Annotated in this window: 15 protein-coding genes; 2 read left to right on the top strand and 13 right to left on the bottom strand. The window is 71.1% G+C overall.

The window, feature by feature from the left end; translation table 11 throughout:
- Positions 1-232: 232 nt before the first annotated feature.
- From M0P34_RS06455 to M0P34_RS06440, 4 genes are all read right to left on the bottom strand, one after another.
- Positions 233-862, bottom strand: a complete 630-nt coding sequence (locus M0P34_RS06455; protein ID WP_291497598.1) for an L-threonylcarbamoyladenylate synthase — start codon at positions 860-862, stop codon at positions 233-235.
- Complete coding sequence (locus M0P34_RS06450; protein WP_291497600.1) at positions 850-1,440, bottom strand: RNA methyltransferase; 591 nt, start codon at positions 1,438-1,440, stop codon at positions 850-852. Before M0P34_RS06450 ends, M0P34_RS06455 begins: the two co-directional genes overlap by 13 nt.
- Before the next feature lie 493 nt (positions 1,441-1,933).
- On the bottom strand, positions 1,934-2,362 hold the full coding sequence (locus M0P34_RS06445) for a response regulator (protein WP_291497596.1): 429 nt from the start codon (positions 2,360-2,362) through the stop codon (positions 1,934-1,936).
- 8 nt (positions 2,363-2,370) lie between these two features.
- Positions 2,371-2,802, bottom strand: coding sequence for a response regulator (locus M0P34_RS06440; protein WP_291497589.1), 432 nt, complete (start codon positions 2,800-2,802; stop codon positions 2,371-2,373).
- 286 nt (positions 2,803-3,088) lie between these two features.
- Between M0P34_RS06440 and M0P34_RS06435 the strand changes: the two genes are divergently transcribed.
- Both M0P34_RS06435 and M0P34_RS06430 read left to right on the top strand, forming a co-directional pair.
- On the top strand, positions 3,089-4,522 hold the full coding sequence (locus M0P34_RS06435; RefSeq protein ID WP_291497587.1) for a sigma 54-interacting transcriptional regulator: 1,434 nt from the start codon (positions 3,089-3,091) through the stop codon (positions 4,520-4,522).
- A complete protein-coding gene (locus tag M0P34_RS06430) occupies positions 4,519-4,872 on the top strand; it encodes a dinitrogenase iron-molybdenum cofactor biosynthesis protein (RefSeq protein ID WP_291497586.1) in 354 nt (117 codons plus the stop codon). The genes M0P34_RS06435 and M0P34_RS06430 overlap by 4 nt, the downstream gene beginning before the upstream one ends.
- Positions 4,873-5,017: 145 nt before the next feature.
- On the opposite strand, the gene M0P34_RS06425 is transcribed toward M0P34_RS06430, so the two are convergent.
- From M0P34_RS06425 to M0P34_RS06385, 9 genes are all read right to left on the bottom strand, one after another.
- Positions 5,018-5,575, bottom strand: coding sequence for a hypothetical protein (locus M0P34_RS06425; protein ID WP_291497584.1), 558 nt, complete (start codon positions 5,573-5,575; stop codon positions 5,018-5,020).
- 431 nt (positions 5,576-6,006) lie between these two features.
- Positions 6,007-6,612 carry a 4Fe-4S dicluster domain-containing protein gene (locus tag M0P34_RS06420; protein ID WP_291497582.1) on the bottom strand — a complete coding sequence of 202 codons (606 nt, stop codon included), beginning with the start codon at positions 6,610-6,612 and terminating at the stop codon, positions 6,007-6,009.
- On the bottom strand, positions 6,609-7,004 hold the full coding sequence (gene hypA / locus M0P34_RS06415) for a hydrogenase maturation nickel metallochaperone HypA (protein WP_291497580.1): 396 nt from the start codon (positions 7,002-7,004) through the stop codon (positions 6,609-6,611). Before hypA ends, M0P34_RS06420 begins: the two co-directional genes overlap by 4 nt.
- 12 nt (positions 7,005-7,016) lie before the next feature.
- A complete protein-coding gene (locus M0P34_RS06410) occupies positions 7,017-8,114 on the bottom strand; it encodes a nickel-dependent hydrogenase large subunit (protein WP_291497578.1) in 1,098 nt (365 codons plus the stop codon).
- Entirely contained in the window at positions 8,111-8,680 is a 570-nt protein-coding gene (locus M0P34_RS06405; RefSeq protein WP_291497576.1) for an NADH-quinone oxidoreductase subunit C, read from the bottom strand. Before M0P34_RS06405 ends, M0P34_RS06410 begins: the two co-directional genes overlap by 4 nt.
- Positions 8,658-9,194 carry a 4Fe-4S dicluster domain-containing protein gene (locus M0P34_RS06400; RefSeq protein ID WP_291497574.1) on the bottom strand — a complete coding sequence of 179 codons (537 nt, stop codon included), beginning with the start codon at positions 9,192-9,194 and terminating at the stop codon, positions 8,658-8,660. Before M0P34_RS06400 ends, M0P34_RS06405 begins: the two co-directional genes overlap by 23 nt.
- Before the next feature lie 2 nt (positions 9,195-9,196).
- The gene (nuoB, locus tag M0P34_RS06395) at positions 9,197-9,625 is read right to left on the bottom strand and encodes an NADH-quinone oxidoreductase subunit NuoB (RefSeq protein ID WP_291497572.1); all 429 of its coding nucleotides are present in this window, start codon (positions 9,623-9,625) and stop codon (positions 9,197-9,199) included.
- A 13-nt stretch (positions 9,626-9,638) separates the two neighbouring features.
- Positions 9,639-10,604 (bottom strand): complex I subunit 1 family protein, encoded by a 966-nt coding sequence (locus M0P34_RS06390; RefSeq protein ID WP_291497570.1) that lies wholly within the window; start codon positions 10,602-10,604, stop codon positions 9,639-9,641.
- A 4-nt stretch (positions 10,605-10,608) separates the two neighbouring features.
- A complete protein-coding gene (locus M0P34_RS06385; protein WP_291497568.1) occupies positions 10,609-14,367 on the bottom strand; it encodes a proton-conducting transporter membrane subunit in 3,759 nt (1,252 codons plus the stop codon).
- Between the last annotated feature and the right edge of the window lie 732 nt (positions 14,368-15,099).

The raw sequence follows: 15,099 nt of genomic DNA, 5'->3' as shown, positions 1-15,099 counted from the left end.
GGAGAGCCCGGGGACACAAGAAGGGATGGGCGCCGCGCGGCTCACGCCGGGGCGCCCCGGCGGCGGGAAGGCCGGACCGGGGGGCCGGGGGGAGGCGATCCCGGCGGCGGCAGGTGGAGAGCCCGGGGACATAAGAAGGCGTGGGCGCCGCGCGGCTCACGCCGGGGCGCCCCGGCGGCGGGAAGGCCGGACCTGGGGCCGGGGGGGAGGCGGTCCCGGCGGCGGGGAGGGGTCAGGCCGCCGGGCGCGGGTCGAATCCCGCCCGGCGCAAGGCATCCAGGCTCACGGCCCCCAGGCGGTGAACCGCCAGGGCGGCCCCGCCCAGGGGCTCGACCACCGTGGACGGCGCGCCTCCGGCCGGGGCCGGGCCCAGGCCCACCACGCAGGCCACCCGCGCGGCCAGGGCCGGGTCCAGCTCCTCCAGCCGGGCGGCGGCGGGACCGCCGCTCAGGTTGGCGCTGGTGGCGATCAGGGGGCGCTCTGCCAGGCGGCACAGGGCGGCGGCAACGGGGTGGGAGGTCACGCGGACCGAAGTCAGGCCGCGCGCGTCTTGCACGGCCTCGGGCAGCCCGGACGCGGCGCGCACCAGCACGGACAGCGGCCCCGGCCAGAACAGGCCGCCCAGGCGCAACACCTCGGGCGAGGCCGTGCGGGCGACCAGGGGCAGCTGCCCGGTGGCGCAGATGACCAGGGGCAGCGGCTTGGCCGGGTCGCGGCCCTTGAGGGCGCACACGGCCTCGGCCACGGCGCGGCTGGTGCCGTCGCCGCCCAGGGCGTAGAGAGTCTCGGTGGGGTAGACGATGCACCGCCCGGCGGCCACCGCCTCCAGGGCGCGCGCCAGCTCCGGGTCTAGCGGGCGCACCAGTCGCGCTCCAGGGCTTCCAGCTCGGCGGCGGAAAAGCTGGGCACGGCATACATGCCCGCGGCCTCGCGCTGGCGGAAGGCCTCGTAGAGGATCACGGCGGCGGCAACGGACACGTTCAGGCTCTGGACCATGCCCATCATGGGTATGAAAATCTGGTCGGGCACCAGGGCCTCCAGCTCGGAGGAGACGCCGCGGTGCTCGTTGCCCAGGACGATTGCCGTGGGCCGGGTCAGGTCCCAGCGGGTCAGGGGTCGGGCGCGCTCGGAGAACCCCGTGGACAGCAGCTGGAAGCCGCGCGCGCGCAGGTCGGCGACCATGGTCTGGGCGTCGGTGTGGCGGCGGCGGGCCACCCACTTGCGCGCCGACGCCGAGGACTTGGCCCCCAGGTTGGGGAAGGCCGTGTCCGTGTAGAACAGGTCGACCTCGTTGATCCCGAAGGCGTCGCAACTGCGCAGGATGGCCGAGACGTTGTGCGGGTCATGGATATTGGCCAGGACAAGGCGCAGATCCTTCTGCCTGCGTTCGAGCACCTGGCGCACACGGGTCTTGCGGTCCTCGGTCCTGCATTCGGGGATTCTCTTCACCGCGCTCCTTGTGCGGCGCACCCGGGTCCGCTCCTTCTTGCGGACTCCGGAAGCCGGCGTCGTCTCGTCGTTCATGGGCTCCTCCTGGCGTCCGGGCGCGCCCGCGCGCGGCATCGGACAGCAGCAGGACATACACGCTTTCGCCCGGATTGAAAACCGCCCTCCCCCGCTCCGCCGCGCACGGGGGCCGGGGGCGCCAGGGAGCGGAAAGCCAGGGCTCCTGCCAATCCGCCCGCGCGCGCGGGCCGGTCGACGGATGGCCCGTGGCCCGGATTCTCTTCGGGCAATCCATCCGCGCGCGGGGGCCGGGGAACCCCGTAGCCCATGCGACGCCTCGCGGTCGCCCCACCGCCCCGCGCGCGGCCGGGGCGGGAGGAAAAGCGGAGCCCTTTTCCCGCCCCTGTCCGGGCCGCCAAGGCAAAGCCCCCCGGGACGCGGGGCGTCCCGGGGGGCGGGAGTGCGAAGGGTCCGGCCCGGCCGGGCCTCAGGCCGGTGCGTCCTGGGCCGCCGCCTGGCGGATCTTGCCGAGCAGTTCGTCCAGCTCGCAGGGCTTGAGCAGGTAGTCGAAGGCCCCCAGGGCCAGCCCCTGGCGGGCGGCCCGCTCCGAGCCGTGGCCGGTGAAAATGATCACCGGCAGCTCCGGGGCCATGGCCTTGACTATCCGCAGCAGTTCGATGCCGTCCATGCCCTCCATCTTGAGGTCCACCACGGCGACATCGAAATCGGCCCGGCGCAGGGCGCGGATGGCCTCGCGCCCCGACCCGGCCACATGGACGCGCAGGCCGCGCCGGGCCAGGCGCCGCCCGAGCACCTCGACGAAGCCCGCCTCGTCGTCCACCAGCAGCAGGCGCAGGGCCTGGCCGCCGTCCTGGGCCGGGGCCACGGCCCGGCCGTCGTCCTGGGCCGCAACCACGGCCCGGCCTAGTCGCCCCGGCGCAGGGCGATGCTCTCGGCCTCGGCCTGGAGGATGCGCGCCTCGTGGCCCTGGTGGCGCAACGCGGCCTTGCCGACCTTGGCCACCAGATCCTCGATCTCGCAGGGCTTCATCAGGTAATCGAAGGCGCCAAGGCGCATGCCCTCGATGGCCGTTTCCACCGTGCCGTGGCCGGTGAGCATGATCACCTCCACCAGGGGGAATTCGGCCTTGATGCGCCGCAGGGTCTCAACCCCGTCCATGCCGGGCATCTTCACGTCGAGGATGACCACCTCGGTGCCGCCCCCGGCCTGGAGCATCTCCAGCCCGGCCTCGCCCGAAAGGGCCGTGCGCACGACCATGCCGCGCTTGGCCAGCCGCTTTTCCATGGCTTCCACGAAGCCCTGCTCGTCGTCCACCAACAAGACCTTCTCGTGCATGATGCCTCCTCGCGACGCGGCGCGCCCACCCGCGGGGCGGGCCCGTCACGCTGTACCGGCCCCCGTGGGGCCTCGTTTCCGTACCACTCGCCCGCTTCCGCAGGCGTTCCGTTCACTTCTTCACATGGGTCCATTGCACAGGAAACTGGCGATATGTCAACAAAAACAAAACCCAATTCTTCAATTCGATCCAAATTGCCTCTTGCCAAGCCGTTTCAAAATGTTTCATAACCAGGGTGCCGGGGCCGCCGCCCCGACGCGGAACAGACAACCAGGAGCGCCCATCATGACCGAGATTTCCACGGCTCGGGCCGCCCCGCGCATCGATGGCGTGTTCGACGCGCCCATTCCCTTCCTGCCTCTGCTGGACGAAATTCCCCTGGCCGTGCTGCTGCTGGACCGCCAGCGCACCGTGGTGGCCATGAACCAGGCCGCCGAGGTGCTCACGGGATTCTCGGCCCGCCGCGCCGTGGGGCTGCCCTGCCGCCATGTGCTGCGCGCCAACACCTGCGTGCGCGGCTGCCCGCTGGCCGACCTGTCGCGCGGGTCCGGCCCCCTGTGCCGCGAGGGAGACATCATCAACGCCGACCGCCTGCGCCTGCCGGTGCGCATCACCGCCTCGGCCCTGCACGACTCCCGGGGGCGGCTGGCCGGATACATGGAGACCATCGAGGACCTGCGGCTGTTCCAGAACATGGAACCCAAGAAGATGAACGCCCTGGGCTACGCGGGGTTCATCGGCCAGAGCCCGAGGATGGGCGGGGTCTTCAAGCTGCTGCCAAGCATCGCCCAGACCGACTCCTCCGTGCTCGTCACCGGGGAGACGGGCACGGGCAAGGACCTGCTGGCCGAGGCGCTGCACCAGGCCTCGGACCGGGCCAAGGGCCCCTTCGTCAAGGTCAACTGCGGGGCGCTGCCCGAAACGCTCCTGGAGTCCGAGCTCTTCGGCCACGTCAAGGGCGCCTTCACCGGCGCGGTGGAAAGCAAGAGCGGACGCTTCAAGCTGGCCCACAACGGCACCCTGTTCCTCACGGAAATCGGCGACCTGCCCCTGTCGCTCCAGGTCAAGCTGCTCTCCTTCCTCGACGACAAGACCGTCTACCCCCTGGGCGGGACCAAGGGCCTCAAGGTGGACGTGCGCATCATCGCCGCCACCCACCGCGACCTGGAGGCCATGGTCCGCGAGGGGCGCTTCCGCGAGGATCTGCTCTTCCGGCTGAACGTGGTGCGCATGCACCTGCCGCCCCTGCGCGAGCGCGGCGGCGACGCGGAAATGCTGCTCGACCATTTCCTCGGCCAGTTCAACGCCGCCTTCCAAAAGCGCATCGGCGGCTTCGAGCCCGCCGCGCGCAAGCTGCTGCTGCGCTACCCCTACCCCGGCAACGTGCGCGAGCTGCGCAACATCGTGGAATACGCCGTCAACGTCTGCGACGGGGAGATCATCTCCCCGCGCCACCTGCCCGCCTACATGACCAACCCCGAGGCGCGGCGCATGGCCCCCGCCCCGCCCCTGGCCGAGGCGCCCCTGCGCGCCCCGGCGCCCCGCTCCGGGGCGTCGAGCTGGCGCGAGGCCGAGCGGGAACTGATCATGGAGGCCCTGACCCAGGCCCGGGGCAGGCGCGGCCGGGCCGCCGAGATCCTGGGCTGGGCCCGCAGCACCCTGTGGCGCAAGATGCGCGTCCACGGTCTGGACACCCCCGACGAGGAGGAGCGCCGATGAACGCCGTGAAGGCCCTGATCACCCTGGACCTGGACACCGTGGCCCCGCGCTTCGACCTGACGGCCGATGTCTGGATCGGACGCATCGAGCCCGACGGAACCGTGCGCGAGGCCAAGACCCTGGTGCTCTCCTCGGCCTCGGCCGACGAGCTGTGCAAGCTCGTGCTCACCGAGAAAATCGACGTGGTGGTCTGCGGCGCGGTGGAGGACAAGTACTTCGAGTACCTGCAATGGAAGGACGTGGCCGTGGTGGATTCCGTGGTCGGGCACATGGACGCCGTGATTCGCGCCCTGGCCCAGGGCGCCCTGGAGCAGGGCGCCGTCCTGCCCTCCCCGCCCGAGGCGGAGTGAGCGGCCCGGGCCGCCACAGGCCGCCCAGGGATGACGGGCGGCAAGGAAACGGAAAATCCAGGCCGCGCGGTGCGTTTCGCACACTCGCGGCCTGGATTTTTCCTTTGGCGCGGCGGGCCGCCGGGCCTGGTCTTCCGGCAGTGGTCTAGGCCCGGGCCGACGCGCCCTGGCGCAGCGCGGCCAGGTCCACGACCCGGGGCGTGATCAGGTCGAAGCCCCTGGTGTCGCACCAGGTGATGTCGTCGGCCGGTCGGCCCTCGTAGAGCACATTGTCCAACACGCAATAATCCGGAGCGCCCATGACGGAATCCATGCGCTGCACTTGCAGCGTGAACCCGGAGGCGTCATAGGCGCGGACATCGTCCCACACCCATGAGCAGCAGCACGGCTCGTTGTCGTAGCCCATGACGCACAGGTGGCTCACCCGGCTGTCGAGATACACGGGCAGGGGAATCTCCTCGATGTTGCCGGACAGCACCGGTTCGACGCACTCCACGGCCTCGCCGTCAAGGGCCACCTGCATCTGCAAGGATTCCTCGAGGCGCATTCCGTAGGCACAGGTGTTCCCCTTGCGCCACCAGTTCAGGTACTTCTGCCTGTAGAGGCCGGAGCCCAACTCGCGGACCTTGCGGGCGGTGGTCCGGGAAACGGGATGCACGGCCAGGTCGCAGCAGTTGCCTCGGGCGCTGAATACGAGTCGCATAATCGTCTCTCCTTGCGGCGCGTCACGCACCACGGTCACGCAGGGCGGCCATGCGCCGCCCGGGCCGGACGGCGGTTCCGGAGCCGGGCCCCGGCGCGGTTCCGGGCAGCACCCCGATGCGGCAGAAAATCCGGCGCGCACCAAGGGTTCCGCCCCTGCCAGCCCGGCTGCCCCGGGCGCATTGTTTGTTTAAACAACCAGCCATGTGAGAGATATAACAAGCTCCAAAAATGAAGGCAACAGGTATTTCCGGCCGCCCTGGCGGCGCAGGCGTCCAAGGCGCGAAACGAAAAACCCGGGCCGCATGGCCCGGGTAATCGTCAGGAAAAACTCAATATAATCCAAAATCCACACCGGCACGAAGATCAGGCTCCCCGCGGCGGCGGTCCGGCGGAGGCAACACCCGGCGGAAGTCTTTCGTTACAATTTTCTCAAGCCCCGGCGCCGCCCCCGACTCCCGAGCCCGTACCGCCCGGGGCGAAGGCCGCGCATCCTTCGCCCGAGCCCGTACCGCCCGGGGCGAAGGCCGCGCACCCGGCGCCCCCGGCGTCCTCGTCCTCCGGCAGCGGCACCATGACCAGGGCATGCAGCGGGCACGCCTCAACGCAAGCCGACTGCGCCTTGCCCTCCCGGGCGCGCCAATCCGCGCACAGATCGCAGCGCACGGCCACCCGGCGGCGCAGCTCCCGCCCGCCCTCGTCCTCCTCCGGCAGGCCGATGAAGGACAGGCTGATGGCGCCGTAGGGGCAGGCCATCATGCACAGCTTGCACGCCGCGCAATACTGGACGCGCATCCGGACCACGCCGTCCACCTGCACCAGCGCCTTGGTGGGGCAGACCCGGGCGCACGGGGCGTGGCGGCACTGGTGGCACTGCACGGGCATCTTCACGCTGTCCGTCTTGACCACCTGCACCCTGGGGGTGAACAGCTTGCGGTTCTTGACGGCCTCCTTCATGGTCATGTCGTTGTGCGAGGCGATGCAGGCCAGCTCGCACTTGCGGCAGGCCCTGCACTTGCCGGGATCGGCCTCGATCACGAATCCGACGGCTGGGGTCCGTTCTGGGGACATGTCCGGCCTCCCTCCTTGGGTTCCACTTCCAGGGCGGCAATGACAAGCTCGTTGCCGCCGAAAAGTTCCAGCTCCATAGCGCCGCAGTCCGGGCACAGGAACACGCGCCGCTCAAGCTCCATCCTGCGCCCGCAGGCCCGGCAGCGGCAGCGCAGGGGCACCGTTTCCACCACAAGCTGCGCGCCCTCGGCCACGGTGCCCTCGGCGCAGATGGCGAAGCAGCCCGTGAGGGTCCGCTCCTCCACCGCCGCCAGAAGGCCCACCTGCAGGCGCACCCGGGTCACCCGGGCCACGTCGTGCCTGCTGGCCTCCTCCTCGACGATGCGTAGCAATCCCGCCACAATGGCCGTTTCGTGCATGGGGGCTCCGCCCTAGCGCTCCGTACAGGAGATGCAGGGGTCGATGCTGTTGACGATGAGCGCGATGTCCGACACCCGGCAGTCGCGCATCATCCGCCCCAGGGCCTCCCAGTTCATGTAGGAGGGCACGCGCCACTTCAGGCGGTTGGGAACATCCGTTCCGTCGGTGCGCAGGAAATAGACCAGCTCCCCGCGCGGGGCCTCGCTGCGGGCCAGGGCCTCGCCGGCGGGGATCTCGGGCAGCAGCACCGTGGTCGGCCCCCCGGGCAGCTCGCGCACGCAACGCCGGATCAGCTCGATGGACACGAATATCTCGCGCAGCCGGACCATCGCCCGGGAATGCACGTCGCCGTCGCGCTCGACCACGGGCTCCACCCCCAGGAGCGCATAGCCGCCGTAGGGCGCGTTGTGGCGCACGTCCAGCTCCAGGCCGGAGCCGCGCGCCACCGGGCCGACCACGCCCAGCTCCCGGGCGTCGGCCGCGCCGAGCACGCCCACCCCGCGCGAGCGGCGCAGGAGCATGCGGTCCGAGGAATAGATCTTGTGGACCCCCTCCACCTGCCCGCGCACGGAGTCCAGGCCGTGGAGCAGGTATCCGGTCAGCTCCTCGTCCAGGTCGTAGCGCACCCCGCCGATGCAGTTGGCCGCCAGGTCCATCCGGTTGCCGTAGACGGTTTCCTTGATGTCCTGCATGATCTCGCGCACTTCCATGACGTGCATGAACAGCGACTTGAAGCCGATGATATGCGCCAGCACGGCGACGTTGAACAGGTGCGAGGAGATGCGCTTGATCTCCTCGGCAATGACCCGCAAGACCTGGGCCCGCTCGGGCACGGTCATCCCGGCCAGGTTCTCCACGGCCATGCAGTAGGTGTAGGGGTGGCTGTTGGAGCACAGGGAACAGACGCGCTCGGTGAGCACGATGTTCTGGAACAGGGTCCGGCGCAGGGCCAGGGCCTCCATGCCGCGATGCACATGCCCGGCGCCCAGCTCCACCCCGCGCACGATTTCGCCTTCCACGTCCAGGCGGAAATACATCGGCTCCTCCAGGGCAACATGAACCGGCCCCACGGGCAGCGTATACGTCTTGGCCGTCGCCCCGCCGCTCATCCGCGTTCCTCCTCGTGAACCACCAGCGATCCGCTCTCGTCCTGGCGCTCGCCCATGATGCGCTCCCACAGGGTGCTGCTCGACGCGCCGTTCATGAGCACCGACACCGGAATCACCCGGTCCATGGCCCCGCGCTCCAGGCTCTCGTCCAGGAACAGCCGCGCGGGCGTCGGCCGGTCGGTGACCTGGATGCCGTAGAGCTCGGCCAGCTCGCGCTCGTTCCAGTCGGCGTTGGTGAACTCCGTCATGATGGACGGCACCCGGGGTTCGCCCTCGTCCAGCGCCGCGGTAACGGTGACGAGCACCCCGCCGCAGTCGAAATGGTAGGCCACCTCGTGGCGGGGATGATCGTGCTCACGCCGTGGGTCGTAGGCCGTGACGGTGCACAGCCGGGCTCCCCGCGCGGCCAGCAGGCGGGCCGCGGCGGGCAGGTCGCCCGGCGAGCCCAGGCGGAACCAATGGAAAAGGTTGCCCGCCTGGTCCTCGGAGCTGCGGAACCCGCCCCGCAGGGCCAGCAGTTCCAGCTCGCGTTCGAGCCCGGGGTCAAGAACCGGATTGCGCTTCATGGCTGGCCTCTCTTGCGTGCATGGCGGTCTCGATCTGGCGGCACCTGGGGCACAGGCGCATCAGCCGGGCCGCGTCCACATGGTTGTCGGCATAGATGCGCCCGGTGAGCGCCGGGGGCAGCGGCCTGAGGGGCGCCCCGCACCCGTCGCAGGACAGGAAGGGCACGAAATGCCGCTCGCACCACTGGTACTTCTCGGACTGCGGGTGGGCGTTGTGCCAGTCCCCCGAGGTGGAAAGGGCGCCAGTGGGGCAATAGTGCTGGCACAAGCCGCACAGGGCGCAGGTGTTGTGCCACAGGGTGTAGTCGTAGCCGCTGCCGTCGGGGCGCTCGGCGATATGGATGGCCCCGCCCGCGCAAACGTGGCGGCAGATGGTGCAGCCCACGCACAGGGCGGGGTTCAGGTGCACCTTGCCCCGGAAGCGCCGGGGCGTATGGGCCTGCGTGAAGGGGAATCCGTCGGTGGACGGCCCCTTGAACACGTTCCCGGCGAGAATCTTCAGGAAATCGAGCATGGTCAGCCTCCCATGCGGGCGAGCCAGGCGTCCCGGGCCTTGATCACGCCCTCGATGATGGCCTGGGGCCGGGGCGGGCAGCCCGGCACGTTGATGTCGATGGGCAGATACTTGTCCACGGGGCCGGCGATGCTGTAGCCGCCCCGAAACACGCCGCCGCTGACGGGGCAGATGCCCACCGCCACGGTGACCTTGGGTTCGGGAATCTCCTCCCACACGCGCAGGACCTTGTCCTTGAGGCGCACGGTGAGCGGCCCGGTGATGAGCACGATGTCGGCGTGGCGCGGGCTGCCGCAGTAGCGGCAACCCAGGCGCTCCACGTCGTAGCGCGGGATGCAGGCCGTGGTCAGCAGTTCCACGTCGCATCCGTTGCACGAGCCGGTGTTGATCCGGTAGAGCCAGGGGGACCTGGCGGCCAGCTTGCGCAGCATCAAGACCCTCCGCCTACAGGCCCCGCCACGCCAGGCCAAGGCTCAGCAAGGCCAGCGGGGCGGGGTACTTGAGATAGAAAAGAAACGCCTGCTCCACGCGGAAGCGGCCCGTGGCGGCCTTGACCACCGTCAGGGTCAGCAGCATCAGCCCCGCGCACTTGGCCAGGAACCAGGCCACGTTCACCAGCGCGCCCCCGGGCAGCGGCGCGGGGAAGAACATGGCCACCCCCAGGCCCAGGACGACCATCGTCTTCAGGGCCGAGGCCAGGTGGAAGAACCCCAGGGCCGGGCCGGAGTACTCCAGCAGCGGCCCTTCCAGAACCTCGGTTTCGGCCTCGGGCACGTCGAAGGGCGGCACGCCCATCGTCCCGGGCAGGAACAGCAGATAGGCGGCCAGGGCCGGCCACATCACCGGGTCCAGCGCCAGGGAGCCGTGGGCGAGCTGGTAGCCCACCACCGCGGACAGGGAGAACTCCACCCCCACCCCCGTGGCCGCGCCGACCTTCATGGCCACGGCCAGCAGCACGGCCAGCAGCGGCACCTCGTAGGCCAGCATCATGCACATCTCGCGCGAGAACCCCAGGGCCCCGAAGGGCGAGCTGGACGCCGACCCGCCGACCATCAGCGCCACGGCAGGCAGGGGCAGCAGGTAGAACAGCACCAGCAGGTCGCCCAGGCCCGGCAGCCCGGCATAGGCGCCCGCCACGGGGATGAGCGCCGCGCACACGGCCATGCCGGCGAAACCCAGGACCGGCGCCGCCAGGAACGCCGTGCGCTGGGCCGTGGCGGGGATCACGGTCTGCTTCAGGGCCAGCTTGACGATGTCCAAAAAGGGCTGCCACAGCGGCGGCCCCACGCGGCGCTGCATGCGGGCCTCCACGCGCCGGTCCAGCCCCTTGAGGAACAGCCCGGCGACCAGGGCGAACAGCCCCCCGGGGAAAACCAGCATGTGGAAGAGCGCGGGGAAGATATCGTTCACGATGTCACTCCTTGACCGACGGCACGACCACGGCCGCAAGATTGCGCAGCATCTCCCCGGGCAGCCCGTAGACCCCGCGCGAGGCCATGCGCGTGTCCTCGGGGCGCAGGTCCTCCCCGCAGGTGTGCACCGCGGACACCCGCACCGAACGCATCAGCAGCCGCAGGGCGCCCCAGCCCAGCCCGAAGGCCACGGCCGCCAGCACGGACACGGCGGTGGCGTTCCAGGCGCCGGGGCCCGAGGCCAGACCCCACGGGGCAACATCCAGCCCCGGCAGGCCCAGCTGGGCCACCACCGCCGCCACCGGCGCCAGGAGCAGCCCCGGGAAGACGCTGGTGACCACACAGCCCGCAGCCAGCAGGATCATGGGCACAAGCATGGTCCGCGGGGCCTCGCGGACGTGCTCCAGCTCGCGCGAGGGCTGGCCCAGGAAGGCCATGTGCAGGTACTTGGCGAAATAGGCCAGGGTCAGCACGCTGCCGATGAGGGACATGAGCGCCAGGGCGACCTCGCCGCGCTCCATGAGGGCCTGGTAGATGATCCACTTGGAGGTGAAGCCGTTGCTCGGCGGCACGCCCACCACGCACAGCGCGCCCACGGCGAAGACCGCCAGGGTCGCGGGCATCCGCCGCCCGATGCCGCCCAGCTCGTCCAGGGAGTGCCGGTGCGTGCGCAGCAGCAGTGCCCCGGCCACCAGGAACAGCAGATCCTTGAACAACACATGGTTGGCCAGATGCAGCAGCCCGCCCGCCACGCCCAGGGACGACCCCAGGGCCAGGCCGAGGACCATGTAGCCCAGCTGGCTCACGGTGGAATAGATGAGCACCAGCTTCAGGTCGGACTGCAACACCGCCAGCAGCGCGGCCAGGACGATGGTCACCCCGCCGACCCAGGCCAGGGCGCCCATGACCAGCCCCTGCTGCCACAGCCCGGCCAGGGCGCCGAGCCCGCCCAGGACGAAGAACAGCTTGAGCAGCCCGAACAGGGCGCTCTTGAGCAGCACCGAGGAGATGTAGCCCGAGACGGGCGTGGGCGCCGTGGCCGGGTGCATCTGCACGTCGATGCGCAGGGGCAGCTGGGCCGCCTTCATGGCGAAGCCCAGGGCCATGAGGCCGACCACGGCCGCGGCCGTGCCGGGGGGCATGGTGCCCAGGGCCCGGCGCACCGCCTCGAAGGACGGATCCCCGGCGGCCTGGACGGCCAGAAGCACCCCGAGGAAGACGAAACCCGCGCCCAGCACGTTGAAGAAGAAGTACTTGTACCCCTCGCGCAGGGCCTGGGGGCTCTCCTCGTGGACGATGACGAAATACAGGGTCCACGAGCTCATGATCTCCCAGAAGGTGAAGAAGCTGAAGAGATCCGTGCTGGCGGCCACGCCCAGGAGACCGCCGGTCATGAACAGGAAGAAGGTGTAGAAGCGCCACTGGGAATGGCTGTGGTCCATGTAGCCCACGGCGTAGACCATGTTCAGGCAGCCCATCACCGCCACGATCAGGGCGAAGGACAGGGACAGGGTGTCCAGTCCGCCCCGGCCCAGGGCCACGGCGGCGGCGCTGGCCAGGAGCACCCCCGCGGCGGACCAGCCCGCGGCCCGGGGGTTGCGCCGCAGCAGGAACGGCAGCGCGGCGCCCAGCATGGGCACGAGCACGAAGGGCGGCCAGGACACGGAAAGCGTCGGCAGCGCCTGCGCCGCCAGGCCGCTCTGGGCCGCCAGCATGCCGACCACGGGCGCGACCAGCGCCAGGTTCGCCTGGGGCGCGACGCCCAGCCCCACGCACAGCCCGGCCAGAACCAGCAGAGGCAGGCGCATGGACCACGGCGCCTCGGCCGGAGCGGCGCCCCGGCGCGGCTCGAACAAAAGCACGCGCACGATGCGCATGGCGTAGACGGCCCCGGCCAGGCTGGCCAGCAAAAGCCCCGCCGCCAGGTCCACGCGCCCGGCGTCCACGCAGGCCAGAAGCATCAGGTACTTGCTGGCAAACCCGGCAAAGGGCGGCAGCCCCATGACCGACAAGGCCCCGACGACCATGCAGGCCGAGGTCCAGGGCATGGCGCGGCCCAGGCCGGACAGGTCCGCCAGCCTGCGCCCGCCCGCGCGCATGATCAACGCCCCCGCGCCAAGGAAGAGCAGGTTCTTCATCACCGCGTGGTTCAGCACATGGGACAGGGCCGCCGTGGTGGACAGCCAGGAGCACAACCCGAGGACCAGGACGATCTCGCCGATCTGACCGATGGTGGAAAAGGCCAGCAGGCGCTTCAGGTCGTCCTGGCGCAGGGCCATGATCTCGCCGTAGGCCATTGTCACAAGGCCCAGGAAGGTCAGCAGCGAACCGATCCAGGGCGTGCCCTGCCCGGCGGCCAGCAGCACGGGCACCCCGCACACGCCGAGGAAAACCCGCACGATCCCGTAGACGCCCATCTTGGTCAGCAATCCCGACAGCGGGGCGGAGATGGACGACGGGGCCACGGGATGGGCCACGGGCAGCCAGGAGTGCAGGGGCACCAGGCCCGCCTTGACCGCGAAGCCCAACAGCGCCAGCACCAGGGCCAGCCCCAGCACGCCCGGGGCCAGCCCGGCCGCCGCGCCCGCCACGGCGGCGAAATCCAGCCCGCCGCCCCCGGCCAGCAACAGCAGCCCGGGCAGCATGAACAGCGCGCCCCCGGTGGACATCAGGAAATAGCGCCGCCCGGCGCTCAGGGCCTCGGCGGTCCGCTCGTGGATCACCAGGAGATAGGACGACAGGGTCATCAGCTCCCAGAATCCGTAGAAGGAGCCGAAGGAGCGCGTGGTCGCCAGGCCCATGAGGGCGCCCAGCATGAGCAGCAGGAAGAGGAAATAGCCCGGCGCGCGCGGCCCGGGGCGGATGTAGCCGCAGGAGTAGACCGCCACCGCCAGCCCCACCCCGCCGACGAGCACGGCGAAGAGCCGGGCCAGGGGGTCGAGGCTCGCGTCGGCCAGGGCCAGCCCCAGGGACAGGGCCACCAGGACCACCGCCAGGAGCCGGGCCGCGGACAGCCCCCGGGCCGCCAGGGCCCAGACCACGAAAGCGCCCGCGTACGGGACCAGGGCGGCCGGATGCCAGCCGTCGCCCAGGTGCGGCAGCGCGCCGGGAGCCAGCCCCAGCAGCCCGGCCGCCAGCTCCTGCGCCGGATGGGCCAGCACGCCGAGCCCGGCCACGGCCACGGCCAGGAACGCCAGCACCGGCCCGGGGCGGTCCCGGGTCCAGGAATCGGCCTGCGGGGCCGCGCCCCCGGCGGGACTTTCGAAACAGACGGCCTGGACCAGGTCCAGGGTCAGCCAGGCCATGCCCAGGGACACGGCGGCCAGCACCAGTGCGGGGAACAGCCCCCCCGGCAGGCCGTGCAGGATCAGCAGCCGCCCCTCGGGCACCAGAAACGGCGACAGCCCCAGGGACGCGAACATGCCCAGGGCGAACAGCGCGCCGCTGACGGGCCGCCCGTGCCCGGCCCCGCGCAGGGAACCCCGGGCCGCCCCGGCGCGAAGCCTGCGCCAGGCGCCCCAGGCCAGCAGCCGGGCGGCAGCCTGGAACACCAGCAAAAGCACGGCCCCCGCGGCGGCGGCCGGAACGCCGCCCGCCAGCCCGGCGCAGGCCACGCCAAGCTCCACAAGGGCGCCGAAACCGATGACGCCCCCCGGTTGCCGCCTGTACGTCCAGGCCCCCGCCGCCGCCCCCAGGACAAGGACGGCCCCGAGCAGATACAGGGATGGCTGGGAGATAGTGGCCACTGCTGCCGAAGCCATACGCTTCTCCTGACGCGGCGCCGCCGCCCGCAAACAAATTGTTTGGTCGATCAACCAATTCAAGACAAGCGTATGCGTCTTCGCCCCGGTTGGCAAGATTTCATGTGAAAAAAATATCAGTAATAATATTAACGATAAGTGCAAATGTTTTGGCCGGAGATGTCTCTTGGCCCGTGCGGGCACACGCCCTTTTCCGCTCCGCCCGATGACCTGCCAGAGAGCCCGGCCAAGCGCCGCGCGCTGCGCGCCCCGGGCTCCCTGCCGCGCCGCTCCGCAGCTGGGCCAGAGGCCGCGCCGCCCTCCCGCCCCCATCCCAACCTCCGGGGGGCCGTCCCGCCCAAGCGCCGCGCCTGCGCGTCGCGCCGCCACGCCATCCCCCGTCAGGGGCCGCGCTTCGGACGGATTGGCATTGTTTCCAGGCCGCCGCCCGCGTCCCCTGCCCGCGCCACACCGGGCAGGACGCCCAAGCATCGCCCCCCGCCTGGGCCATGCGGCGCTAGGTGTGGAGTTGCAAGACGTTGCTCACATCCCCCCGCCCGGGGCAACCACGCCGCCAGGCGCCGGGGACGCCCGTTCTCCCCCGGGGCAGCCACGCCGCCGGGCACGGCCTGCCGCCCCGCATCCTCCCGGCGCCGCAACGCGGCGCATGCCCGGGCTCCCGCCGGACGGCAGGCGCACCCGCCGCCCCCAGGGGCCCCGCCACCGGCCCCGGGGGCTCCCAGCCGCGCCGCT

Source organism: Desulfocurvus sp. (genome assembly GCF_023230885.1).
Classification (GTDB): domain Bacteria; phylum Desulfobacterota; class Desulfovibrionia; order Desulfovibrionales; family Desulfovibrionaceae; genus Desulfocurvus.
This window is presented reverse-complemented; position numbering and strand designations above follow the sequence as displayed.